This window comes from Ruegeria sp. CDSC045 (genome assembly GCF_059610725.1).
The window spans coordinates 1,005,066-1,026,961 of the sequence record NZ_JBXWOE010000001.1 but is presented as its reverse complement, the minus strand read 5'-3'; the positions used below and the strand labels follow the sequence as shown (position 1 = coordinate 1,026,961).

Genomic DNA, 21,896 nt, shown 5'->3' with positions numbered 1-21,896 from the left:
CCCCATGGACGCCCGCTCGATCATCGCAAAGTTGCGCCGCAAGGATATACCCTCCACCGAGGAACTGCACTGGTTTGCGCAGGGGCTTGCCGATGGTGGGGTCAGTGACGCGCAGGCAGGGGCCTTTGCCATGGCGGTTTGCATGGGCGGGTTGGGCGCGCAGGGCCGCGCCGATCTGACCATTGCGATGCGCGACAGCGGCGATGTCCTGAACTGGGATGTGGAAGGTCCGGTAATCGATAAACACTCGACCGGGGGTGTGGGGGACAGCGTCAGCCTGGTACTCGCCCCCGCACTGGCCGAGCTTGGGGCCTATGTGCCAATGATTTCTGGCCGGGGACTGGGACATACGGGCGGCACGTTGGACAAACTTGAATCCATCCCCGGTGTGACCACCCAGATCAGCCAGGACCGACTGGTGCAGTTGCTGAACGAAACGGGGGCAGCCATTGTCGGCGCCACCGGGCAAATCGCGCCAGCGGACAAACGGCTTTACGCCATTCGGGATGTCACCGCGACAGTTGAAAGCCTCGACCTGATCACCGCGTCGATCCTGTCGAAAAAGCTTGCAGCCAGCCCGGATGCACTGGTGCTAGACGTTAAGGTTGGCAGTGGGGCCTTTATGAAAACCCTTGATGACGGGCGCAATCTGGCACGGGCGCTGACGGAAACCGCCAACGCTGCAGGGTGTCGGACCTCGGCAGTCATAACCGATATGAACCAGCCGCTTGCCTCTGCGCTGGGCAATGCACTTGAGGTGGATGAGGTCATGAAGGTATTGACCCAAGCGCCTGACGCGCCGTTGGCTGTGATCTCTGCCGAACTGGGTGGGGTTCTGTTGGCTGACGCCGGTATGTTTGCCACTTCGGAAGAAGGCCGGGACAAAATCGCCAAGGTCATCCGCGATGGCCGTGCCGCAGAACGGTTTGGCCGCATGATGGCCGCAGTTGGGGCACCCATTCACTTTGTCGACGATTGGTCGCGCTATTTGCCCGAAGCCAGCGTGATCCTCGAAGTGTCCGCTCCCGCTGCGGGCTATGTAACCACGATAGACGGAGAGGCTCTGGGCCTTGCGGTTGTCGAATTGGGTGGCGGACGTCAGGTTGAAAGCGATGTGATCGACCCTGCGGTCGGGCTGTCAGATCTGGTGCGACTGGGCGACCGGGTCGAAAAAGGCGCGCCATTGGCTGTCGTCCATGCCGCCCGCGAGGATGCCGCGCGACGTGCGGCTGATGCTGTTCAAAAGGCGATCACGCTTGGAACGGGTAAACCAGTGGTGCCAACCCTTGTCCACGAGAGGATCACGCCATGAGCCGCGCCTTCCTTGTGGTGATGGATTCTGTGGGTATCGGCGGTGCGTCCGATGCTGATCAGTTCTTTAATGGCGACATGCCGGATACTGGGGCAAACACTCTGGCCCATATCGCGCAGGCTTGTGCACAAGGTCAGGCGGAAGAGGGGCGATCCGGGCCTTTGCATCTACCGCATTTGGATGCGCTGGGGTTGGGTGCTGCGGCACGGCTGGCCTCGGGTGCGGAAACGCCGGGTTTGCTGGCCCAGCCGACAGGTCTGTGGGGCTGCGCCTGTGAGGATTCTCCGGGCAAGGACACGCCATCGGGGCATTGGGAGCTAGCAGGGCTGCCTGTGCCGTGGGACTGGCATTACTTTCCCAATACAACACCATCATTTCCGGCTGATCTGAGCAAGGTCGCAGCCGAGGCCGCCGGAACCGAAGGGGTTTTGGGGGATTGCCACGCCTCGGGCACCACGATCATCGCCGAATTGGGGGCCGAGCATATGCGAACCGGTTGGCCGATCTGCTATACCTCGGCCGATAGTGTCTTTCAGATCGCCGCGCATGAAGAAAGTTTCGGCCTAGACCGTCTGCTTGACCTCTGCCGCGCGCTGGCCCCACGTTTGCACCAGATGAAAGTGGGGCGTGTGATCGCACGGCCCTTTGTCGGCTCGCCCGAACAAGGGTTCACCCGCACGACCAACCGCAAGGATTTTGCCATCGTGCCGCCCGCTCCGGTGCTGACGAACTGGTGTCAGGATGCGGGCCGCCGTGTTCATGCAGTGGGCAAGATCGGCGATATCTTTTCCATGCAGGGAATCGACACGCTGCGCAAAGGGTCGGATGCTGACTTGATGGGTCATCTGTCCGATCTGGTCGATGAGGCCGAAGAGGGCAGCCTGACATTCGCTAATTTTGTCGAGTTCGACAGTCTCTATGGCCATCGGCGCGACATCAGCGGCTATGCCCGCGCGCTGGAATGGTTTGACCAAGAGATAGGTGCAATTCTGACCCGGTTGCGCCCCGATGACCTGATGTTGTTGACCGCTGATCACGGCAACGACCCAAGCTGGATCGGCACCGACCACACGCGTGAGCAAGTACCTGTCCTGATTGCAGGGCAGGGGGCGGGGCAGATCGGTCAGGTCAAATTCGCGGACATTGCAGCCAGTATCGCACATCACCTGAATATCCCGGCACAAGGGCCGGGGCGGAGCTTTCTATGACTGTCGCTGACCTACCCAAGATCGAACTGCACTTGCATCACGAAGGTGCCGCGCCGCCTGCCTTCATCCGTCAGCTGGCGCATGAAAAGCGCATCGACCTGAGCGGGATTTTCAAACATGACGGGTCTTATGATTTCCGGGATTTCGCCCATTTCCTCAGCGTATATGAGGCCGCCTGTGAGGTGCTGAAATCGCCCGAGGATTTCCGCCGTCTGACGTTGGCTATTCTTGAAGAAAGCGCGGCGAACGGGGTGGTGTATTCGGAAAGCTTTCTGAGCCCCGATTTCTGTGGCGGTGGCGATTTGGTGGCCTGGCGCGACTATCTAAGTGCCATTCAGGATGCCGCTGATGAAGCCGAGCGGAAATACGATATCACTCTGCGCGGCGTGGTGACCTGTGTCCGGCATTTCGGACCCGAACAGGCCAAGCTCAGTGCATATTGTGCCGCTGAAACAGCGGGCGACTGGATCACCGGGTTCGGTATGGGGGGCAATGAATCCATGGGGGTTCAGGGCGATTATAAGTGGGCGTTTGACTGCGCGCGCGAGGCCGGACTACGCCTGACCACCCATGCCGGGGAATTCGGTGGGCCGGATAGTGTCCGCGATGCGATCCGTGATCTGGGAGTTGAACGCATCGGCCATGGCGTGCGTGCGATCGAAGATCTCGACCTTGTGCATGAGATCGTTGATCGTGGTGTGACGCTCGAGGTTTGCCCGGGCTCGAACGTGGTTCTGGGCCTGTTTCCCGACTTTGCCAGCCATCCGATTTCCAAGTTGCGCGAGGCAGGTGTCAAGGTCACCGTGTCCACCGACGATCCGCCGTTTTTCCATACCACAATGCGGCGTGAATATGAGATGTTGGCCAAGGCCTTTGGTTGGGAGGCCGAGGATTTTGCCGCCCTGAATGAAACCGCCCTGAATGCGGCTTTTTGCGATGAAGCGACCCGTGCGCGGGTCAAGAAAAGACTGGAGATATCATGAGCGAACACCTGACCGTCGTCGACCACCCGTTGGTGCAGCACAAATTGACGCTCATGCGGGACAAGGGCACTTCGACCGCCGAATTCCGTCAGTTGCTGCGTGAGATCACCTTGCTTCTGGCCTATGAGATCACGCGCGAAATGCCATTGACCACCCGGCACATTGAAACCCCGATGGAAGAGATGGACGCCCCCATCCTGGCAGGTAAGAAACTGGCGCTGGTTTCTATCCTGCGCGCCGGTAACGGAATGCTGGACGGCGTTTTGGAACTGATCCCCTCGGCCCGCGTCGGCTTCGTTGGCCTGTACCGCGATGAAGAGACTTTGAAGCCCGTCCAATATTACTTCAAAGCGCCCGAGGGGCTGAAGGACCGTTTGGTCATTGCTGTCGACCCGATGCTGGCAACCGGCAACAGTTCGGCCGCCGCGATTGATTTGCTGAAAGAGGCTGGCGCGACGGATATCCGGTTCCTGTGCCTGCTGGCCGCTCCCGAAGGCGTTGCCCGCATGAAAGAGGCGCACCCGGATGTTCACATCGTCACCGCCGCACTGGACCGTGAGCTGAACTCAAAAGGCTATATCATGCCGGGTCTGGGCGATGCGGGTGACCGGATGTTCGGGACCAAATAAGCGGGCTTATCCGCCGCATATATTCTGCAGCCGGACCCATTCGCGATCTGGCAGAATCTGCTGCAGGGGCTGACCCGCCATCGGGTCAGCCTCGATCAGGCCCAGCACGGTTTCACCTGTGACGTCCGTCGCATAAGCAAAGGGGACTGAGGGCAAAGCTGCCTCGGCAAAAATTTCCAGCAGGTTCTCGTCTGGTACAGCCGGACGGGGTTCTGATAGAACTTCTTCGGTATAACTGTCGACAATCTGAGGTGTCAGCTCACCGGTTGTCAGCAGGCGGAACGCAGATCTGATGCCGGTCCGGTCCAGCAGATCATCCAGTGGGTCCTGTGCCTGCACACGTGCACGTTCCGCAAGGATGTACCCGGCCACGACCGAGGGGTCCTCGTGATCTTCGACCAGAGATCGGTTCAACAGGACAATTCCACCCGGCAGGGTCAGGCTGGTCTGTACTCCGGCTGGTAGGATAACGATTGAGCGCACGCCCGTTCTTGCCGCCAGATGATCCAGTGCTTCCTGAGTGCCCTCGGACACGCAGGCGCGGCCTGACACTCTTTCGATGCGCCTCAGGATTGTATCGCCGATGTCGATACGTTTGATTTCGGGAACGACGGATACGACATGGTTTTGTAATGCTGACGGTAACCACAACAGCATGAGCGCGGCCACAGCAGCCACAACCCCGGCCACGCTGAACCACCGCAAACGCCCGGGGTGGGGGCGTGACCGGTCGATGGCACGCTGCAGACGGTCAATGGCTTCGATCATCGTGGTTTCGGATTGGGCCAGTTCCAACGTCTCTTGCGGGTCGCCATCCGGGTGGTAAATTGCAGGGAAAACACCGGGGTTCTGGCGCTCTAACGCGGCCAGCGACCAATGCGTCAGTGCCCGGTCGTTGAAATCCGATATCGTCAGCGTCGCTTCGCCAATCGACACAACAACCTCGCGCCGCTGAACATCGGGCGAGGGGCGCCACAGACCGGTGGCTTCGATCCGCTGGAACTGTTTCAGTGCCGTCATCGGGGTGATGTCTGCTCGTTCTTAATTGGAGCCAGCTTAACACGCTAAATTCAACCGGCGCAAACCTGTTGCGCGATGTTCAGGAAATGTGCTGGATACCTAGACGAGCGGAATATTCTGTTACCGCTCTCCATCATGCCGCGGGGAAAATGATGCAGGCGGACACCCAGACTTCACCGGTTTTGGCCTCGGTGCTGATGGTCAGTGCTATGGCAATCATCGGCGTGATTGATAATGTGGTCATCTTGGTGGCCGAAACGATCGGTCTGTGGCAGTTCCATTTCAGCCGGGCACTGCTCATGCTACCGCTGATAATGGGCCTGTCACTGCTTGGGCTGGGCCGCTTGCGCCCGATTAGGCTTGGCCCCGTGATCCTGCGTAGTGTTCTCATCACATTGGCCATGTTGTTCTATTTTGCCTCGCTTGCGCTGATGCCGATTGCGCAGGCGTTGGCGGGTTTGTTCACGTCGCCGATCTTTGTGCTGTTGATTACAACCGTCGCCATGAAGCAACGGATAGGCCCATGGCGTATTCTGGCCGTTGCAGTAGGGTTTGCCGGGATTTTGTGCGTGTTGCAGCCGAATCCCGGCGAGTTTGATGCAAAAACGCTGTTGCCGGTCGCCGGAGGGCTGTTCTACGCGTTCAGTTCAGTCATCACCCGAAGCCACTGCGCGCAGGAAAGCACGACGGCATTGCTGGCGGCTATGGTGACAACCTTGGGAGTGGCCGGAGCGGTAGGGCTGATCGTGTTATCCTTGTTTCCGGGGGTTCCGGTCGCTGGGCCGGAGGGCTTCGTCACCCGTGGCTGGGTCTGGCAAATGGGACCGGCAATTCCTTGGATTATAGTTCAGGCAATAGGGTCGACGATTGCGGTATTCATGCTGATCAAATCCTATCAGATCGGTGAGACCTCTTATGTGGCGGTGTTTGAATATTCGGTGATGATATTTGGACCCTTGTTCGCTTGGAGGGTCTTTGGGCAGAATATCGGTGTTCTGCAGATCCTCGGCATATGCCTGATCGCAACGGCCGGAGTTCTGCTGGCCTGGCGGTCCACGCGTCCCGCCGCTACAGAGGCCGCATCGTGATCATTTCGCGCGGTCGCTCTTATATCTTTGTCCACATTCCCAAAACTGGAGGGACATCTTTGTCGCTGGCTTTGGAACAGCGCGCGATGAAGGATGATATTTTGCTGGGAGATACGCCCAAGGCAAAGAAACGCAATAGGCGGATCAAACAGCTATCGGCGCGTGGCCGCCTTTGGAAACATTCAACCCTCGCCGATATCGAAGGTGTTCTTTCACCGGATGACTTTTCGGGGATGACAGTCTTTACTCTGGTCCGAAATCCCTGGGATCGGCTTGTCAGCTATTATCACTGGCTCAAGGTGCAAGGCTTTGATCACCCCGCAATCGCGCTGGCCCGCGCCCATTCGTTTGAAGGATTTGTCTGCCACCCTGCGACGCAACAATCGCTCCGTCAGCATCCGGCGCGGCACTACGTGACGCGAGCCGATGGTATCGAGCAGTGCCAGTATTTCATCAGACTCGAAGCGTTTGATCAAGACGCAGAGCCTCTGTTCGACCATTTGGGGTTCCGGATCACGCTGCCGCATCTGAATCGATCAGAGCGGGCGAAAGATTACCGCAGCTATTATTCAGCCGCATCACAAGAGGCCGTCGCCGAGGCTTGCGCTGAAGATATAGACAGATTCGAATACTCTTTTGATTAGATGACAGAAATATAGTTTCCCTGCCGGACTTAATACCGGGCGATTACAGATCGTTGTTCCGTTTTTAGCGTTATCCAACGGGGTTTGGGACCCAAATCAGGCTCAAATGTGTCAAAATTTGGACGTGTGATCGGTTTGGATGCTAATGAATATCTATTGTTTTTGGTGCCAGCAGGGGGGGAGGCACGTGTTTGAAGTAGTGAGTGACATGGGTATTTCAGATGTTCCGGAAAGCCGGACACAATTCGAAACCAGAGTAGAACTGAACGCGCGCCGTGGCGGCTTGATCCACGGGACCAGGGTTGCAACCGTCGACGGCTGGACGCCGATTGAAGACATTCAGCCTGGTGATCTGATCCGGACAGTCGAGAACGGCTTTAAGGCAGTAAGGCGCATTTCTGTCGATACGATTTCGATTCCTACTGAAGAAAGTCGGATCGAGTATTTGCCAGTCCGCGTACCCCCAAGTGCCGTCGACAGCCCAGGTACGATTTGGATCATGCCTGAACAGGGTATAGCATTGGAGCATGGCACCGCAGATCTGACTGTCGTGGCAGCACGAAAGTTGAGCGGTTTGTTCCGCATCAAGTCGGACGTCCCGGCATCATCATTCGATGTCAGTGCACTGTTCTTTGACGAGGATGAAGTGGTCTATATGGAAGGCGGCATGCGCGCCTTCTGCCCGTCAGGGCGTTTCGGCGGCCACAGCGGCGCAAGTGCGGGCTATCAAATTGCCGAAAGCGAAACAGCGGCGGAATTGGTCGAAGATATACGAACCGAGGGCCGCGTGACAGCCCTTGCCAACCCGTTGGGTGCGCTGCCTGCACCCATCTCACTGGAACAAGTTGTCCCTTTGAGACCCAGCAGGGGCGCGCGTCGCCCGGGTCGTCCGGGCCGGCCTCTCCCAGTGATCTGAACGGCAGACCAACCAAACACGACAAGCAGGGTGCTGGCGTAAGGTCTCTTACGCCAGCACCAACTGTTTAGGCAGCCTTGGCTTCGGGGTTGAAACGCCCGTAGAAGCTTTGGCCTTTATCTGCCATCTCACGCAGCAGCGGCGGGCAGGTAAACCGTTCCCCATATTGTGCGGTCAACTGATCGCAGCGCTCGGCCGCATAAGGGGTGCCGATGATGTCCAGCCAGCTCAGTGGGCCACCTGACCAAGGTGCAAAGCCCCAGCCCAAGATTGCGCCGACGTCACCCTCGCGGATGTCTTCCAGAACGCCTTCTTCCAATGCGCGGACGGCCTCCAGAACCTGAGCGAACATCAGGCGTTCCTGCACTTCGATCAGGTCGGGCTGATCCTCTGCCAGCGGATACTTGTCCTGCAGACCCTTCCAATATTCGACGCGCTTGCCTTTTTCGTCATAGTCGAAGAAGCCCGCGTTTGCCTTGCGGCCCAGACGGCCCTGTTCTTCCATCCAGAAGATCAGATTATCGGACGGGCTTTCAGGATATTCGTTGCCCATCGCGGCCTTGGTCGCGCGTGCGATCTTGGCACCCAGATCAATCGAGGTCTCATCAGTCAGCTGGATAGGCCCGACAGGGAAGCCCAACTGGCGTGCCGCGTTGTCGATCAGAACCGGGCTGACGCCTTCGGTCACCATCCGGGCACCTTCATTGATGTAGGGAATGATGCAGCGGTTGGCGTAGAAGAAGCGGGCATCGTTGACCACGATCGGCGTCTTGCGGATCTGGCGCACATAGTCCAGCGCCTTGGCCACTGCGCGATCACCGGTTTCCTTGCCTTTGATGATCTCGACCAAGAACATCTTCTCGACGGGCGAGAAGAAGTGGATGCCGATGAACTGATCCGCACGCACCGAAGCTTTGGCCAGGTCGCTGATCGGCAGGGTCGAGGTGTTCGAGGCAAAGATGCAGTCCTCGGGAATGATCGCCTCGACCTTTTTGGTCATCTCGGCCTTGACGCCCATGTCTTCGAAGACGGCTTCGATGATCAGGTCACAGCCCTTCAGATGATCAAGGTCAGGGGTCGCGGTGATGCGGCCCAGCATGGCCTCTTTCTTTTCAGCCGTAACCTTGCCGCGCTTCATACCTTTGTCCAGGTACGTCTCGGTATAGGCTTTGCCTTTGTCTGCTGCTTCCTGATCGCGGTCGACCAGAACAACTTCCATACCGGCCTGCGCCGATACAAGTGCGATACCCGCACCCATCATGCCAGCGCCCAGAACACCGATCTTCTTGACTGACTGATCCGGTACGCCCGCAGGACGCACGGCGCCTTTTTCCAAGGCTTCCTTGTTCAGGAACAGTGATCGGATCATGGCACCCGAAGACGGGTTCATCAGAACGGAGGTGAACCAACGGGCTTCGATCTTCAGCGCGGTGTCGAAATCAACCAGTGCACCTTCGTAAACAGCGCTTAGCAACGCCTTGGCGGCAGGGAACGCACCCTGGGTTTTGCTATTCACCATAGCCGAGGCGCCGACGAAATTCATGAAACCAGCAGGGTGGTAAGGCGCGCCACCGGGCATTTTGTAACCCTTGGCATCCCAAGGCTTCACAATGTCCGCATCTTTGGCGTTCAGCACCCAATCTTTTGCTGCGGCAACTGGATCCTCGGCGATCTCATCGATGTAGCCTGCACTTTTCGCCTTTTTGACGTCCAGCATCTTGCCTTCCAGCAACAGCGGAGCGGCTGCAATCGCACCGACCTTGCGGACCATACGGGTGGTGCCACCAGCGCCGGGGAAGATGCCAACCATGATTTCAGGCAGGCCGTATTTCGCCTTTGGGTTCTCGGCTGCAAAGATGCGGTGCGTCGACAGCGGTAGTTCCATGCCAATGCCTGCGGCTGTACCGGGCAGGGCGGTTGCAATCGGCTTGCCGCCTTTCTTGGTCTTGGGGTCCATGCCCGCCAGCTCGATCTTGCGCAGCACGCCGTGCATATTCATGGTGCCTTCGAACAGGCCCTTGGCGGGGTTGTCGCCCGCCTGTTCTTTCATCACCGCAAGCAGGTTCAGGTCCATGCCACCGGCGAACGAACCTTCTTTCCCGCTGGTGATAACGATGCCTTTGATCTCGTCATCGGCAAGTGCCTGATCGATGCAATCGCTCAACTGTGCGAAGCCGTCAAAAGACATCACGTTCATGGACTTTCCTAGGACGTCCCAGGTGATAATGGCGACGCCGTCCGCGTCTTTGCTCAGAGTGAAATCAGTCATTGTCATCTCCAATCTGGTCAGCCGTTAGCGGGCTGCCATCTTTCCGGGTGAAGGAGAATCCGTTCTCATCATCCTTCACCATCATGTCTAAGTCGCTGTAATAGCCGGTCTCGTTCGGGGTCCGTGTGCCCACCACCAGAAAGGTCGCAGGCGCATCGGTGTTGTTCACAAGGTGATGGCCGTTGGCTTCACCTGCGGGCCATGCGGCGCAATCGCCGGGCTGCATTTCATGCTCGCCATCGTCGTCGATCAGCGTACAGGTGCCGCTTAGCATGATTGCAAACTCGTCCTGCTCCATATGGTAGTGGCGCAGCGAGGACATGCCTTGCGGTTCAAGCCGTACGATGTTGACCCCGTACTGGGTCAGCCCGCCCGCATCACCGAGGCGCTGAACAAAACGGCCTGCGGTCGCCTCGGCCAGCTTGCCCGGATAGGCCGAGCCGCCCTGAAACGGAATCTGAGAGAGATCCAGCTTTGGCATCAGACGCGCTCGATGATCGTTGCTGCACCCATGCCGGATGCGATGCAAAGCGTGGCCAGCCCGGTTTCCTTGTCCTGACGTTCAAGCTCATCCAGCAGGGTGCCGATGATCATCGCTCCGGTCGCGCCCAGCGGGTGGCCCATTGCGATCGAGCCGCCATTGACGTTGACCAAAGCCGGATCGACATCGAATGCCTGCTGGAAGCGCAGAACAACCGAGGCAAAGGCTTCGTTCACTTCGAACAGGTCGAGATCGCTGATTTTCATGCCGTTGTCGGCGAGGATTTTCTCGGTCACCGGAACCGGACCGGTCAGCATAATGGTGGGGTCGGTGCCGATCTTGGCCGTGGCCTTGATGCGTGCGCGCGGCTTCAGGCCGTACTTCTCGCCGAATTCCTTGTTGCCGATCAGAACTGCCGCCGCACCATCCACGATGCCCGAGCTGTTACCCGCGTGGTGGATATGATTGATCTTTTCCAGATGCGGGTATTTCAGCTTTGCGACGTTGTCGAAGCCGGGCATTTGCTCGCCCATCATCTGGAATGCGGGGTTCAAGCCACCCAGGCTTTGCATGTCCGTGCCGGGGCGCATGTATTCATCATGGTCCAGAATGGTCAGGCCGTTCTGATCCTTAACGGTTATGACCGATTTCGAGAACCGGTTGTCGTCCCACGCAGCTTTTGCACGGCGCTGCGATTCCATCGCTAGCGCATCAGCCTGATCGCGTGTGAACCCGTATTCGGTCGCAATGATATCAGCCGAGATACCCTGCGGAACGAAATAGGTGTTCATCGCCAGTGAAGGGTCAGCCGCAATCGCAGCGCCATCGCTGCCCATCGGAACACGGCCCATCATCTCGACCCCGCCTGCAATATAGGCGTCGCCTGCGCCGCCTTTGACCTGGTTGGCAGCCAGGTTCACAGCTTCCATGCCCGAGGCGCAGAACCGGTTGATCGCCAGCCCGGGGATCGATTCATCCAGATCAGAACCCAGCACTGCGGTTCGTGCCAGACAGCCGCCCTGTTCCATAACCTGGGTTACGTTGCCCCAGATGACGTCCTCTACTGCGTGGCCCTCTAGATTGTTCCGCTCTTTTACGGCGTTCAATGTCAGCGAGGACAGGCGCGCCGAAGTCAGCTCGTGCAGGCTGCCATCCTTGCGGCCTTTGCCGCGCGGAGTACGCAGGGCGTCATAGATATATGCGTCGGTCATAGTTTTCTCCTTAAGCTCGATCCGGCACAGAGCCGGGCATCAGGTCGTAGGGGTGTTTCCAGCCAGGCTGCTGGGACAAGCGTGTCAGCCAGGCGTCGATATTTGGCCATTCGGTGCGGTCAAAGCCGAAGGGTTCAGGATAGTAGAGATAGCCACAGCAGCTGAGATCAGCATTGGTTACGCCGTCCCCAACGATCCAGTCGCGACCGTTCAGATGTGCATCCAGGACTTGATACGCAGCCTTCAGACGACCCTGGTTGAATGCGATCACGTCTGGGTTGCGATGTTCTTCCGGCAGAAAGTTGATCAAAAAACGGGTCAGGCCTGCCATCGAGCTGAGTTTGTGATTGTCCCACAGCACCCAGCGCAGTACCTCGTATTTCTCTTCCTGCGTCTTTCCTCCGAACATACCTGTCTTTTCAGTTATATAAGTCTGAATGGCCCCGGACTGACTGGTGCGAAAGTCGCCATCAATCATGACGGGCGCTTCACCCATTTCGTTGACAGTGGCACGAAATTCGGGAGTGCGTGTCACTCCTTTGAAGAAGTCGACTTCGACGGCTTCCCATTCTAACCCTGATAACTCCAGAGCCAGCGCCGCCTTGTACGAGTTTCCGCTGACGCCGAAACAATGCAGTTTGATGGTCATCATTTGCCTCCCTTGGCACATGAGTCAGTGCGATGTGCTGTATCATGTAGCCCGCCCTTTTTTGGGCGGGTCTGTTTTCTTATCGTTTGCGCTCTTCAAGTTCGGAATTGAAGATACGCAAACGGTGCGTCAGGCTCTCTTCGTCGATGACACTGTTGAAGTTCTCGAACAGGAATGACAGTGCCTCACCTTCGTCCAGACCAGCCTCGCGCGCGAACCCTCTGAGTTTGCGATAGCCGTCTTCGGTCATGGCGACCGGGAAACGGCGTGTTAGGCGAAATCGTTTTGGCATATCGAGCCTTTCGAATGGCCGGCCCCAAGATGGTCTGGGGCCGGTCAGAGATCAGAAGCTTGCCGCGTCCAGGCCCATGACAGTATCCGCACCGCTCTGGATGCGTGTCAGATGAAGACCGGTGGCTGGCAAGCGACGCGCCATGTAGAACTGGCCGGTGGTAATCTTTGTCTCGTAGAACTCGGTGTCCGAAGTCCCGGCTTCAAGTGCGGCATAAGAGGCTTTTGCCATCTGTGCCCACATCAGGCCCAGGCAGACATGACCGAACATGTGCATGAAGTCATTCGACCCAGCCAGCGCATGGTTGGGGTTCTTGGTGCCGCTTTGCATAAAGTACATGGCAGCGGCCTGCAGATCCTTGGAGGCCGCTTTCAGCGGTTCGATAAACGCCGTATCATAGGCTTCGTTCTGACCTGCGTTTTCCTTGCAGAAGTTTTTGACCATTTCGAAAAACGCCATGACGTGTTTGCCGCCATCCTGGGCAAGTTTACGGCCCACAAGGTCAAGCGCCTGAACGCCGTTTGCGCCTTCGTAGATCATCGCGATCCGGGCGTCGCGGGTATATTGCGACATGCCCCATTCTTCGATGTAGCCGTGGCCGCCATAGACTTGCTGGGCCTTGACCGTCATGTCATAGCCTTCGTCGGTCAGGAACCCTTTGAGGACCGGCGTCAGCAGTGAGATCAGGCCATCGGCGTCATCGTCACCAGAGCGGTGGGCCTTGTCGATCATGGTCGCTCCCCACAGAACAAAGGCACGGGCACCCTCGGTAAAGCTTTTCTGATCCATCAGGCTGCGGCGGATGTCGGGATGCACGATCAGCGGATCGGCTGGACCGTCCGGGTTTTTCGCACCGGTCACATCGCGGCCTTGCAGGCGGTCTTTGGCGTATTCCACCGCGTTCTGATAGGCCGCGTCGGCCTGGGACAGACCCTGCATGGCTACACCCATACGGGCTTCGTTCATCATGGTGAACATCGCGCGCATGCCTTTATGCTCTTCGCCCAAAAGATAGCCGGTTGCCTCGTCATAGTTCATGACGCAGGTCGAGTTGCCGTGGATGCCCATCTTTTCTTCGATGTTGCCGACCGATACGCCGTTGCGTTCACCCAGGCTGCCATCTTCGTTCACCATGAATTTAGGAACGATGAACAGGGATACACCCTTGATGCCTTCGGGGCCGCCCACGATCTTGGCCAGCACCAGGTGAATGATGTTGTCGGCCATGTCGTGTTCACCAGCCGAGATAAAGATCTTCTGACCGGAAATCTTGTAGGTGCCATCCGCCTGCGGTTCAGCCTTGGTGCGCATCAGACCCAGGTCGGTGCCGCAATGCGGTTCGGTCAGGTTCATGGTGCCGGTCCAATCGCAGCTAACCATGTTCGGCAGATAGGTTTCTTTCTGCTCTTGGGTGCCGTGCGCCAGAATGGCCGAGGCTGCGCCGTGGGTCAGACCTTGATACATGGTGAACGCCTGGTTCGAGGCGGAAAACATCTCGGCCACGGCAGAGCCGATGACATAAGGCATGTTCTGGCCGCCGAATTCTTCGGGCATGTCCAGGCCGGTCCAGCCGCCTTCCTTCATCTGACCGAATGCGTCTTTAAAGCCAGTAGGGGTATATACCACACCGTTTTCCAAACGACATCCTTCGGTATCACCGATTGTATTCAGCGGGTGCAGAACATTTGTCGCCACCTTACCGGCTTCTTCTAGAACAGCGCCGGTAAAATCAGGTTCAAGCTCGCTATAACCCGGGATGTCCGATCCCGATACATTGAGCACTTCGTGCAATACGAACTGCATGTCTTTGGTTGGTGCATTGTATACGGGCATTGGGAACTTCCTTAGTTTCGCTTGTCCGGTGGGTGGGTGCCGCCGGGGTTATTCTGCGGCCTTTTTGTCGCTCTTGATCGAGGCGATCACTTTCTCGCCCCATCTCAACTGTTCTTTTAGATCGTCAATGGCCTGGGTCAGCTCTTCACGCCGGGATTCCATATCGGCAAGCCGCTCGCACGCGATCTCATAGGTGCGGGTCATCTGTGTAACCTGCTGATCACCTACGTGATACAAATCAAGAAGCTGGCGAATTTCTTCCAGGCTGAAGCCAAAGCGTTTGCCTCGCAGGATCAGCTTGAGACGCGCCCGGTCGCTTTTGGTGAACAGTCGTTTCTGCCCTTCGCGGATCGGAAACAAAAGTTCCTTTGCCTCGTAAAAACGTAATGTGCGCGGCGTGACATCATAGGTCTCGCACATTTCACGAATGGTCATCAGATCTTCGGTCATGGTTTCTGCACTCTTGTAACTGGCCTTCGTTAAGCTGATTTGCGCAGTCGATGCGCGTCTTACAGCACGTAGATGCCGTTCACGTAACGCGAACGCTGCGTCACAAATAAGTTGACGTAACTTCCGTTCGCGTCAAGGTTTCTACTGCAGGGAATTTCAGGACGTCACGTCAGATCACCTTCCAGATGCAATTTTCCAAACACGAGAAAGCATGCTGAAAGGGTAAAAGAGCCCAGGAAGGGTCTGTTTTTGGCTTTGGCAAATCCGATAGTAAACGCGATCAACTGGGCAGCAATGCCTAGTCTAACAATTTCGCGGTCTGGTCACGCATTTGTTCCAAGGCATCTATGGCTTCATCCAACTGTTTTTTCTGATTGTTCAGTTCGACAAGCTGATGTTCGGCCATTTCGATGAAGGCCTTCATCTGTGCCTGATTCCCCTGATCTTCGTAGATCAGCAGCCACTGGCGGATATCTTCCAGTGGAAATCCGTATTTCCGTCCCCGCATGATCAGCGTCATCCGAGCGCATTCCCTAGGCCCGTAAAAGCGAGTTCGGCCTTCGCGGTCAGGCTGCAGAAGTTCGATATATTCATAGTAGCGCAGGGTACGTGGAGTCACGTCAAACTCGGCGCACATCTCTTTGAATGACAAACGGTTGTCGGGCATTCCTGGTCTCCTTCGAAACAGCGTAGGACGTGGCGAGTTCAAGCGCAACAGGCGGGCTTGCTCTTTTGCTAGCCTGACGCTCATAAAGGGAGAAACAGAGAGGACACAAGTAGATGGTCGACAAAGCTGCTATAGCACGACAGTTTATTGAGGCCATTCCGCATGCCAAAGCTTTGGGTTTGACACTCACCAAAATGGGTAATGGCGAGGCCGAGATTTCGATGCCCTACAAGGCCGAACTGATCGGTGATCCACGCACGGGTGTGATCCATGGCGGGGCGGTTTTTGCCCTGCTTGACACCTGCTGCGGTTCCGCGGTCATGTGCCATCCTTCTTCGCCCGGCGCCACCGCGACAATAGATCTGCGGATAGACTACATGCGCCCGGCGACGCCAGGGCAGAGCATTACGACACATGCTGTCTGTTATCATATCACCAGAAACGTGGCCTTTGTCCGCGCAACTGCGATGGATGAGGACAAGGACCTGCCCGTGGCAACCGCCACCGGTTCATTCACAGTGGAGAGCCGATGATGTCACGACCTCGGCCCGAAGCCATGCAGCTTATCGAACAGCGTCGCGATGCAGCACTGAAGGCAATCGTGGATGGTGTTCCATATATTCAGTTTCTCGGAATCGAATTTGACCGGCGGGGAAATGAGTTGACCGGGGTACTGAACTTTGACCAAAAGCTGATCGGAAACCCGATGCTTCCGGCGCTTCATGGTGGTGTGACGGCTGCCTTTCTGGAAGTAACCGCGGTTATCACCCTGAGTTGGGAGTATTTCTTTCCCCGGATCGAAAACGGCGAATTGGATGCCAGCACGGTCTTTCAAGATGAAACCATCATGTTTCCAAAAACAGTCGATTTTACCGTTGATTACCTGCGATCGGGCTTGCCACGGGATGCCTATGCGCGTGCCTTTGTTCGCCGATTAGGGCGCCGGTATGCGTCGGTTCGTGTCGAAGCGTGGCAGGACAATCATCAGCGTCCTTTCGCACAGGCCAGCGGGCATTTTCTGATGCCGCAGTCCAAATCGAAAGCTGAGTAGATTTCCATGCAAGACGCCTCGGCACCCATCACGCACAGGCGCGTGCTTAAAATTGCAGCGCCCATCGTGCTGTCGAATGCCACGGTTCCGATCCTTGGGGCCGTGGATACTGGCGTAGTCGGGCAGATGGGTCTGGCTGCGCCGATTGGGGCTGTTGGGATGGGGGCCGTGATTCTGGCCTCGATCTACTGGATATTCGGCTTTCTGAGGATGGGGACCACCGGCCTGGCGGCGCAGGCGCGCGGGGCGGGTGACACTGCCGAAACCGGTGCGCTGCTGATGCGGGGCATATTGCTGGGCAGTGCGGCAGGTATGGTTTTCATATTGGCCCAGGTCCTTTTGTTCAAAGGGGCTTTTGCCCTTTCCCCCGCCAGCCCCGAGGTTGAGGCGCTGACCCGCGACTATCTGCGGATACGCATCTGGGGTGCGCCGGCAACGATTGCGCTGTTCGCCATCACTGGCTGGTTGATTGCGATTGAACGTACGCGTGGGGTCTTTGTCCTGCAGGTCTGGATGAACGGGCTGAATATTCTGCTGGATCTGTGGTTTGTGCTTGGTCTGGGTTGGGGCGTCGAGGGGGTGGCCATCGCGACTCTCATCGCCGAGTGGAGCGGGCTGGCACTGGGCCTCTGGCTGTGCCGCAGTGCCTTTACTGGGAATCAATGGCGCGACTGGCCGCGGATCTTCGATCCCACGCGCCTGCGCCGGATGATGCAGGTGAATGGCGACATCATGGTCCGTTCGGTACTGCTGACTGGCGCCTTTACCACTTTCCTCTTCGTTGGGTCGGATCTGGGGGATGTTAATCTGGCAGCCAATCAGGTCTTGCTGCAGTTTCTCGAAATTACCGCCTTTGCACTGGATGGGTTCGCCTTTTCCGCCGAAGCACTGGTCGGCGGCGCCATTGGCGCGCGGGATCGGCATCAGGTGCGCCGAGCCGCGGCCATGGCTTCGCAATGGGGGGTAGGGGGTGCATTTGTACTTGGTGCGGTTTTCTATCTGGCCGGGCCAGCTTTGATCGACCTGATGTCAACTGCACCTGAGGTGCGACTAGCCGCACGCGAGTATCTGGTCTGGGCGGCGCTGGCGCCGGTGATCGGTGTGGCAAGCTGGATGTTTGACGGCATCTACATAGGCGCGACCTGGACGCGCGCAATGCGCAATGCGATGATCCATTCGGTTGCGATTTATGTTTTGGCCCTGTTCATATTGGTGCCTGCGCTCGGCAATCACGGCCTTTGGGCCGCGCTGATGATCTTGAATATCGCGCGTGCCTGCACGCTGGGATGGCGATACCCCAAGCTTGAGGCTTTGGTCGCTTAAAGAAGGTCCAGAAGGGATTCAGTAGGGCGACCAATGGCTGCGTTGTCCCCTTTGATTGCAAGCGGACGCTCGATCAAAATCGGATGGGCCGCCATTGCTGTGATCAGGTCATCCTGAGCGGTATTCTTGGTTAGGCCCAGTTCCTTGAACAGCTTTTCGCTAGTCCGCATCAGGTCGATGGCGGGGATATCAAGGCGTGTAAGTACGGCCCGGATTTCGTCTGCCGAGGGCGTATCCTCAAGGTATTTGCGAATTTCGACCTGCGCTCCGTTTTCCTCAAGCAAAGCGAGCCCTGCGCGAGACTTAGAGCATCTGGGATTGTGCCAGTATTCGATCATATCCAGTCCTGTCTTTTGCTTCCAACGGCCTGCGCAACGGTTTCAAAACCGTCGCGCGCCAGCAAGTCATCCAAACCTCGCGCGATTTCCGCCGCAAGTGAGATACCACCGAAAACCATCGCTGTGTAGAATTGCACGGCCGAAGCACCGGCGCATATCTTGGCATAGGCCTGTTCTGCTGTGCTGATGCCACCAACACCGATCAACGGAATCTGACCGTCGGTCAAATGGCTAAACCGGGCAAGAACGCGGGTGGATTTTTCGAACAAAGGTGCGCCGGACAGGCCGCCTGCTTCGTCTCTGTGTGCGCTGCGCAACCCATCGCGCGACAAAGTGGTGTTCGAGGCGATGACCGCATCAACGCCCGATTCATGGGCCACTTCGGCGATATCCCGCAGCTCATCCTCGGTCAGATCGGGGGCGATCTTGAGGAATACTGGTAGAGGGCGCATTAGGGTGTTTCGGGTTTCGATCACGCCGCTCAACAGAGCGCTCAGCGCCGCTTTGCCTTGCAAATCCCGCAGCTTTTCAGTGTTCGGAGATGACACGTTGACCGTAGCGAAATCCAGATGCGCCCCACAATGGGCCAGTACCTTGGCAAAGTCGCCGGGTCGATCATCGCTGTCTTTGTTCGCACCAAGGTTCAGTCCGATCACCGCATCCCTGGGGCGCGCCGCCAGACGACGGGCCATGGCCTCCATCCCTTCGTTGTTAAAGCCAAAGCGGTTGATGGCAGCCTGGTCTTCGGTCAGGCGGAATAGGCGCGGCCTGGGATTGCCGGGCTGCGGGCGTGGAGTAACGGCACCGACTTCGATGAACCCAAACCCGGCGCGAGACAGGGGGCCAAGAACCTCTCCGTTCTTGTCGAACCCTGCGGCCAGACCAACCGGATTGGGCAGATCCAGCCCGGCGATTTTGGTCCGCAAACGCGGCGAGGTGACCGGCCCCGGCGCAGGCGTAAGCCCCGCTTTCAGGGCCTTGATCGACAGGGTATGTGCGGTTTCCGGATCCAGCCGGTGCAGGGCAGCCAGCCCCAGCTTTTCAGTCAGTTTCATCCAAACATTTCTCCGCCTTCGGTCGGCGCGCACCGGATCAGGCGAGAGGTCTTCACCGCAGCCTGACGATGCACGACCGCCTGTTTGTAATCAGGGTCGGATATCATTTCCAGAAAGGCATGGGCCGATGGGTAACGCGCGATAAATACCGCGTCCCATAGCTCATCCTTTGGGCCAATCAACGTAGTCTGAAACGCGCCGCGCCAAATGATCTTTGCCCCAAGGCGGGCAATGATCGGCCCGGTTTCGATCCCATAATTTCGATAAGCCTGAGCGCCCGACAGACCGCTTTTGGCCAGTTCGTGCCCCGATGGATATTCGGCCCGGCTGCGGAACCTCACCAGGTTCAGCATCTCGATCGGGTGGTCACGATCCAGCACCTTGAAGGCTTCGAACTGGGCGCGATCCGGGTCGATATATTCCGTCATTTCATGTCGTCCGGGAAGCGATGCGCGTTGCCGTCAAAGGGCAGGGGGCAGGACCAAGCTATGTCGGTCATGCGGATCTGACGGTAGAGATGCGGAAACAGAGCGCCCCCGCGCGAAACCTCCCACTTCAGTTCCTCGCCCATCGCGTCAGCATCGCAGGCCAACAGCGTCAAACCTTCGGCGCCGGCAAAATGCTTGGCAGCGGTTTCCGCAGCTTGTTCAGCTGTCGAAAAGTGGACAAAACCGTCCGAAACATCAATCGGAGCACCATCCGTGGCGCCATCGGTCTGCAGCGCTGTCCATTCGTTGGCGCGGAAAATCTTGTAAATCAGCATAGAACGGTCATGCCCCGCGCTGCGGCTAGATTCAAGCCGGATTTCCCCCTTTGACTCTTTGCTGAAGGCGGCGCAACATCTTGGCAATTAACAAAGGGAGTTAAAATATGTTCACCCGTTTCCTAGCCTCGGCTGCTGTGCTGGGTTTGACTGCAGGAATGGCCGCCGCCGAATATAAACTGACCATTCTGCACACCAACGACTTTCATTCGCGTATCGAGCCGATCAACAAATATGACAGCGGCTGTAGTTCAGATGACAACGCCGAAGGCAAGTGTTTTGGCGGATCTGCCCGTCTCGTAACAGCAGTGGAAGAAGCCCGCGGGCGTGCCGAAAACTCGATCCTGGTAGATGGCGGCGATCAATTTCAGGGCTCGTTGTTCTATACCTATTACAAGGGCAAGGTCGCGGCCGAGTTCATGAACAAACTGGGCTATAACGCTATGACCGTGGGCAACCACGAATTCGATGATGGCCCGGAAGTCCTGCGCGGCTTTATCGACACGGTTGATTTCCCGGTGCTGATGTCGAACGCGGATTTTTCAGGCGAAGAATTGCTGAGTGGCAAGATCAAAAAGTCTACAGTGATCGAAGTCGGCGGAGAAAAAGTCGGCCTTGTTGGCCTGACGCCGGAAGACACGCATGAACTGGCCTCTCCTGGCCCGAACATCACATTCTCGGACCCGGTTCCCGCGGTTCAGGCCGAAGTGGACAAGCTAACCGCGGAAGGCGTGAACAAGATCATCGTTCTCAGCCATTCGGGATATGCTGTCGACCAGCGTGTTGCACAGGAAACGACCGGCGTTGACGTAATCGTAGGTGGGCATTCCAATACATATTTGTCCAACGTTTCTGACAAGGCTGTTGGCCCCTATCCGACAGTGGTCGATGGCGTGCAGATCATTCAGGCCTATGCCTATGGCAAATTCCTGGGCGAGCTGAATGTCACTTTTGATGACGACGGAAATGTTGTCGCGGCGGCTGGCGAGCCGCTGATCATGGACAACAACGTGGCCGAAGATCAGGCCTCGCTGGACCGTATCGCAGAACTGGCCGCTCCTTTGGACGAAATCCGCAATAAGGTCGTGGCCAGCACGTCTGAGGCGATTGAGGGTGACCGTTCGATCTGTCGTGTTCAGGAATGTCAGATGGGCAATTTGGTCGCTGATGCCATGCTTGCGCGGGTTGCTGATCAGGGCGTTCATATCGCGATTGCGAACTCTGGCGGCTTGCGTGCTTCGATTGACCCTGGCGATGTGACCATGGGTGAAGTTCTGACCGTGCTGCCGTTCCAGAATACGCTTTCAACCTTTGAGATCAGCGGACAAGGCATCGTTGACGCGCTTGAAAACGGCGTGAGCCAGGTAGAAGAGGTCAAGGGCCGCTTTCCGCAGGTTGCCGGTCTGACCTTTGTTTGGGACGCATCGGTGGCACCAAACGAAGGGCGCGTATCAGAGGTCATGGTATCCAACGGCGATGGGCTTACCCCGATTGATCCGGCGGCGACTTATCTTGTCGTTACCAATAACTACGTCAGAAATGGCGGTGACGGGTACAGTATGTTCGAAGGCGACGATAAAAATGCCTATGACTTTGGCCCGGATCTGGCGGATGTCACGGCGGAATACCTAGCCGAAAACGCGCCTTACCAGCCTTATCTGGACGGTCGCATCAAGCAAAAGTAAGGCGACCAGAGCGAAACGAAAAGGGCCGC

General features: G+C 57.4%; 24 protein-coding genes. 11 read left to right on the top strand and 13 right to left on the bottom strand.

What is annotated here, in order from left to right; genetic code table 11:
- Nucleotides 1-4: 4 nt before the first annotated feature.
- Genes AC2FH6_RS05135 through upp form a run of 4 tightly spaced genes read left to right on the top strand, consistent with a single transcriptional unit; the run spans nucleotide 5 to nucleotide 4,132 of the window.
- Nucleotides 5-1,312, top strand: a complete 1,308-nt coding sequence (locus tag AC2FH6_RS05135) for a thymidine phosphorylase (protein ID WP_496701483.1) — start codon at nucleotides 5-7, stop codon at nucleotides 1,310-1,312.
- Complete coding sequence (locus tag AC2FH6_RS05130; protein WP_496701481.1) at nucleotides 1,309-2,520, top strand: phosphopentomutase; 1,212 nt, start codon at nucleotides 1,309-1,311, stop codon at nucleotides 2,518-2,520. The genes AC2FH6_RS05135 and AC2FH6_RS05130 overlap by 4 nt, the downstream gene beginning before the upstream one ends.
- The gene (locus AC2FH6_RS05125) at nucleotides 2,517-3,503 is read left to right on the top strand and encodes an adenosine deaminase (RefSeq protein WP_496701479.1); all 987 of its coding nucleotides are present in this window, start codon (nucleotides 2,517-2,519) and stop codon (nucleotides 3,501-3,503) included. The genes AC2FH6_RS05130 and AC2FH6_RS05125 overlap by 4 nt, the downstream gene beginning before the upstream one ends.
- Complete coding sequence (gene upp, locus AC2FH6_RS05120; protein WP_142632797.1) at nucleotides 3,500-4,132, top strand: uracil phosphoribosyltransferase; 633 nt, start codon at nucleotides 3,500-3,502, stop codon at nucleotides 4,130-4,132. Before AC2FH6_RS05125 ends, upp begins: the two co-directional genes overlap by 4 nt.
- A gap of 6 nt (nucleotides 4,133-4,138) precedes the next feature.
- Here upp and AC2FH6_RS05115 read toward each other — a convergent pair whose 3' ends face one another.
- Complete coding sequence (locus tag AC2FH6_RS05115; RefSeq protein ID WP_281994364.1) at nucleotides 4,139-5,152, bottom strand: hypothetical protein; 1,014 nt, start codon at nucleotides 5,150-5,152, stop codon at nucleotides 4,139-4,141.
- A 152-nt stretch (nucleotides 5,153-5,304) separates the two neighbouring features.
- Here AC2FH6_RS05115 and AC2FH6_RS05110 point away from each other — a divergent pair, with 152 nt between their 5' ends.
- The 3 genes from AC2FH6_RS05110 (at nucleotide 5,305) to AC2FH6_RS05100 (ending at nucleotide 7,800) form a co-directional block, all read left to right on the top strand.
- On the top strand, nucleotides 5,305-6,240 hold the full coding sequence (locus AC2FH6_RS05110) for a DMT family transporter (protein ID WP_142632801.1): 936 nt from the start codon (nucleotides 5,305-5,307) through the stop codon (nucleotides 6,238-6,240).
- Nucleotides 6,237-6,884, top strand: coding sequence for a sulfotransferase family 2 domain-containing protein (locus AC2FH6_RS05105; protein ID WP_496701477.1), 648 nt, complete (start codon nucleotides 6,237-6,239; stop codon nucleotides 6,882-6,884). The genes AC2FH6_RS05110 and AC2FH6_RS05105 overlap by 4 nt, the downstream gene beginning before the upstream one ends.
- Nucleotides 6,885-7,071: 187 nt before the next feature.
- Nucleotides 7,072-7,800 (top strand): Hint domain-containing protein, encoded by a 729-nt coding sequence (locus tag AC2FH6_RS05100; protein ID WP_496701476.1) that lies wholly within the window; start codon nucleotides 7,072-7,074, stop codon nucleotides 7,798-7,800.
- A 67-nt stretch (nucleotides 7,801-7,867) separates the two neighbouring features.
- Here the strand turns inward: AC2FH6_RS05100 and AC2FH6_RS05095 are convergent, their stop codons facing one another.
- The 8 genes from AC2FH6_RS05095 to AC2FH6_RS05060 all read right to left on the bottom strand — a co-directional run bounded on the left by AC2FH6_RS05095 (nucleotide 7,868) and on the right by AC2FH6_RS05060 (nucleotide 15,652).
- Nucleotides 7,868-10,069 (bottom strand): 3-hydroxyacyl-CoA dehydrogenase NAD-binding domain-containing protein, encoded by a 2,202-nt coding sequence (locus AC2FH6_RS05095; protein ID WP_496701474.1) that lies wholly within the window; start codon nucleotides 10,067-10,069, stop codon nucleotides 7,868-7,870.
- Nucleotides 10,062-10,550 (bottom strand): cupin domain-containing protein, encoded by a 489-nt coding sequence (locus AC2FH6_RS05090; protein ID WP_142632807.1) that lies wholly within the window; start codon nucleotides 10,548-10,550, stop codon nucleotides 10,062-10,064. Before AC2FH6_RS05090 ends, AC2FH6_RS05095 begins: the two co-directional genes overlap by 8 nt.
- Complete coding sequence (locus AC2FH6_RS05085; protein WP_142632809.1) at nucleotides 10,550-11,761, bottom strand: acetyl-CoA C-acetyltransferase; 1,212 nt, start codon at nucleotides 11,759-11,761, stop codon at nucleotides 10,550-10,552. The genes AC2FH6_RS05090 and AC2FH6_RS05085 overlap by 1 nt, the downstream gene beginning before the upstream one ends.
- A 10-nt stretch (nucleotides 11,762-11,771) precedes the next feature.
- Nucleotides 11,772-12,410, bottom strand: a complete 639-nt coding sequence (locus AC2FH6_RS05080; RefSeq protein WP_142632811.1) for a glutathione S-transferase family protein — start codon at nucleotides 12,408-12,410, stop codon at nucleotides 11,772-11,774.
- 79 nt (nucleotides 12,411-12,489) lie between these two features.
- A complete protein-coding gene (locus AC2FH6_RS05075) occupies nucleotides 12,490-12,702 on the bottom strand; it encodes a hypothetical protein (protein ID WP_142632813.1) in 213 nt (70 codons plus the stop codon).
- Nucleotides 12,703-12,753: 51 nt separating this feature from the next.
- A complete protein-coding gene (locus AC2FH6_RS05070) occupies nucleotides 12,754-14,535 on the bottom strand; it encodes an acyl-CoA dehydrogenase C-terminal domain-containing protein (protein ID WP_496701472.1) in 1,782 nt (593 codons plus the stop codon).
- Between the two features lie 48 nt (nucleotides 14,536-14,583).
- A complete protein-coding gene (locus tag AC2FH6_RS05065; RefSeq protein WP_142632817.1) occupies nucleotides 14,584-14,985 on the bottom strand; it encodes a MerR family transcriptional regulator in 402 nt (133 codons plus the stop codon).
- A 298-nt stretch (nucleotides 14,986-15,283) separates the two neighbouring features.
- Nucleotides 15,284-15,652, bottom strand: coding sequence for a MerR family transcriptional regulator (locus AC2FH6_RS05060; protein WP_142632819.1), 369 nt, complete (start codon nucleotides 15,650-15,652; stop codon nucleotides 15,284-15,286).
- A 113-nt stretch (nucleotides 15,653-15,765) separates the two neighbouring features.
- Here AC2FH6_RS05060 and AC2FH6_RS05055 point away from each other — a divergent pair, with 113 nt between their 5' ends.
- Genes AC2FH6_RS05055 through AC2FH6_RS05045 form a run of 3 tightly spaced genes read left to right on the top strand, consistent with a single transcriptional unit; the run spans nucleotide 15,766 to nucleotide 18,026 of the window.
- Nucleotides 15,766-16,185, top strand: a complete 420-nt coding sequence (locus AC2FH6_RS05055; protein WP_142632821.1) for a PaaI family thioesterase — start codon at nucleotides 15,766-15,768, stop codon at nucleotides 16,183-16,185.
- A complete protein-coding gene (locus AC2FH6_RS05050; RefSeq protein ID WP_271948008.1) occupies nucleotides 16,185-16,703 on the top strand; it encodes a PaaI family thioesterase in 519 nt (172 codons plus the stop codon). Before AC2FH6_RS05055 ends, AC2FH6_RS05050 begins: the two co-directional genes overlap by 1 nt.
- A gap of 6 nt (nucleotides 16,704-16,709) precedes the next feature.
- Nucleotides 16,710-18,026 (top strand): MATE family efflux transporter, encoded by a 1,317-nt coding sequence (locus AC2FH6_RS05045; RefSeq protein ID WP_142632825.1) that lies wholly within the window; start codon nucleotides 16,710-16,712, stop codon nucleotides 18,024-18,026.
- Here the strand turns inward: AC2FH6_RS05045 and arsC are convergent.
- Genes arsC through AC2FH6_RS05025 form a run of 4 tightly spaced genes read right to left on the bottom strand, consistent with a single transcriptional unit; the run spans nucleotide 18,023 to nucleotide 20,182 of the window.
- Nucleotides 18,023-18,364 (bottom strand): arsenate reductase (glutaredoxin), encoded by a 342-nt coding sequence (arsC, locus tag AC2FH6_RS05040; RefSeq protein ID WP_142632827.1) that lies wholly within the window; start codon nucleotides 18,362-18,364, stop codon nucleotides 18,023-18,025. The genes AC2FH6_RS05045 and arsC overlap by 4 nt on opposite strands.
- Entirely contained in the window at nucleotides 18,361-19,419 is a 1,059-nt protein-coding gene (locus AC2FH6_RS05035) for a quinone-dependent dihydroorotate dehydrogenase (RefSeq protein WP_496701470.1), read from the bottom strand. Before AC2FH6_RS05035 ends, arsC begins: the two co-directional genes overlap by 4 nt.
- A complete protein-coding gene (locus AC2FH6_RS05030; RefSeq protein WP_496692442.1) occupies nucleotides 19,416-19,847 on the bottom strand; it encodes a DUF1330 domain-containing protein in 432 nt (143 codons plus the stop codon). The genes AC2FH6_RS05035 and AC2FH6_RS05030 overlap by 4 nt, the downstream gene beginning before the upstream one ends.
- On the bottom strand, nucleotides 19,844-20,182 hold the full coding sequence (locus tag AC2FH6_RS05025; RefSeq protein WP_496692441.1) for a DUF952 domain-containing protein: 339 nt from the start codon (nucleotides 20,180-20,182) through the stop codon (nucleotides 19,844-19,846). Before AC2FH6_RS05025 ends, AC2FH6_RS05030 begins: the two co-directional genes overlap by 4 nt.
- Before the next feature lie 107 nt (nucleotides 20,183-20,289).
- Between AC2FH6_RS05025 and AC2FH6_RS05020 the strand changes: the two genes are divergently transcribed.
- Nucleotides 20,290-21,867 (top strand): bifunctional metallophosphatase/5'-nucleotidase, encoded by a 1,578-nt coding sequence (locus AC2FH6_RS05020; RefSeq protein WP_271948004.1) that lies wholly within the window; start codon nucleotides 20,290-20,292, stop codon nucleotides 21,865-21,867.
- Nucleotides 21,868-21,896: the final 29 nt, after the last annotated feature.

Coding starts and splice junctions, on each gene's coding strand:
- AC2FH6_RS05135 (WP_496701483.1), top strand. CDS start 5: ATGGACGCCCGCTCGATCATCGCAAAGTTGCGCCGCAAGGATATACCC.
- AC2FH6_RS05130 (WP_496701481.1), top strand. CDS start 1,309: ATGAGCCGCGCCTTCCTTGTGGTGATGGATTCTGTGGGTATCGGCGGT.
- AC2FH6_RS05125 (WP_496701479.1), top strand. CDS start 2,517: ATGACTGTCGCTGACCTACCCAAGATCGAACTGCACTTGCATCACGAA.
- upp (WP_142632797.1), top strand. CDS start 3,500: ATGAGCGAACACCTGACCGTCGTCGACCACCCGTTGGTGCAGCACAAA.
- AC2FH6_RS05115 (WP_281994364.1), bottom strand. CDS start 5,152: ATGACGGCACTGAAACAGTTCCAGCGGATCGAAGCCACCGGTCTGTGG.
- AC2FH6_RS05110 (WP_142632801.1), top strand. CDS start 5,305: ATGCAGGCGGACACCCAGACTTCACCGGTTTTGGCCTCGGTGCTGATG.
- AC2FH6_RS05095 (WP_496701474.1), bottom strand. CDS start 10,069: ATGACTGATTTCACTCTGAGCAAAGACGCGGACGGCGTCGCCATTATC.
- AC2FH6_RS05090 (WP_142632807.1), bottom strand. CDS start 10,550: ATGCCAAAGCTGGATCTCTCTCAGATTCCGTTTCAGGGCGGCTCGGCC.
- AC2FH6_RS05085 (WP_142632809.1), bottom strand. CDS start 11,761: ATGACCGACGCATATATCTATGACGCCCTGCGTACTCCGCGCGGCAAA.
- AC2FH6_RS05080 (WP_142632811.1), bottom strand. CDS start 12,410: ATGACCATCAAACTGCATTGTTTCGGCGTCAGCGGAAACTCGTACAAG.
- AC2FH6_RS05075 (WP_142632813.1), bottom strand. CDS start 12,702: ATGCCAAAACGATTTCGCCTAACACGCCGTTTCCCGGTCGCCATGACC.
- AC2FH6_RS05070 (WP_496701472.1), bottom strand. CDS start 14,535: ATGCCCGTATACAATGCACCAACCAAAGACATGCAGTTCGTATTGCAC.
- AC2FH6_RS05065 (WP_142632817.1), bottom strand. CDS start 14,985: ATGACCGAAGATCTGATGACCATTCGTGAAATGTGCGAGACCTATGAT.
- AC2FH6_RS05060 (WP_142632819.1), bottom strand. CDS start 15,652: ATGCCCGACAACCGTTTGTCATTCAAAGAGATGTGCGCCGAGTTTGAC.
- AC2FH6_RS05055 (WP_142632821.1), top strand. CDS start 15,766: ATGGTCGACAAAGCTGCTATAGCACGACAGTTTATTGAGGCCATTCCG.
- AC2FH6_RS05050 (WP_271948008.1), top strand. CDS start 16,185: ATGTCACGACCTCGGCCCGAAGCCATGCAGCTTATCGAACAGCGTCGC.
- AC2FH6_RS05045 (WP_142632825.1), top strand. CDS start 16,710: ATGCAAGACGCCTCGGCACCCATCACGCACAGGCGCGTGCTTAAAATT.
- arsC (WP_142632827.1), bottom strand. CDS start 18,364: ATGATCGAATACTGGCACAATCCCAGATGCTCTAAGTCTCGCGCAGGG.
- AC2FH6_RS05035 (WP_496701470.1), bottom strand. CDS start 19,419: ATGAAACTGACTGAAAAGCTGGGGCTGGCTGCCCTGCACCGGCTGGAT.
- AC2FH6_RS05030 (WP_496692442.1), bottom strand. CDS start 19,847: ATGACGGAATATATCGACCCGGATCGCGCCCAGTTCGAAGCCTTCAAG.
- AC2FH6_RS05025 (WP_496692441.1), bottom strand. CDS start 20,182: ATGCTGATTTACAAGATTTTCCGCGCCAACGAATGGACAGCGCTGCAG.
- AC2FH6_RS05020 (WP_271948004.1), top strand. CDS start 20,290: ATGTTCACCCGTTTCCTAGCCTCGGCTGCTGTGCTGGGTTTGACTGCA.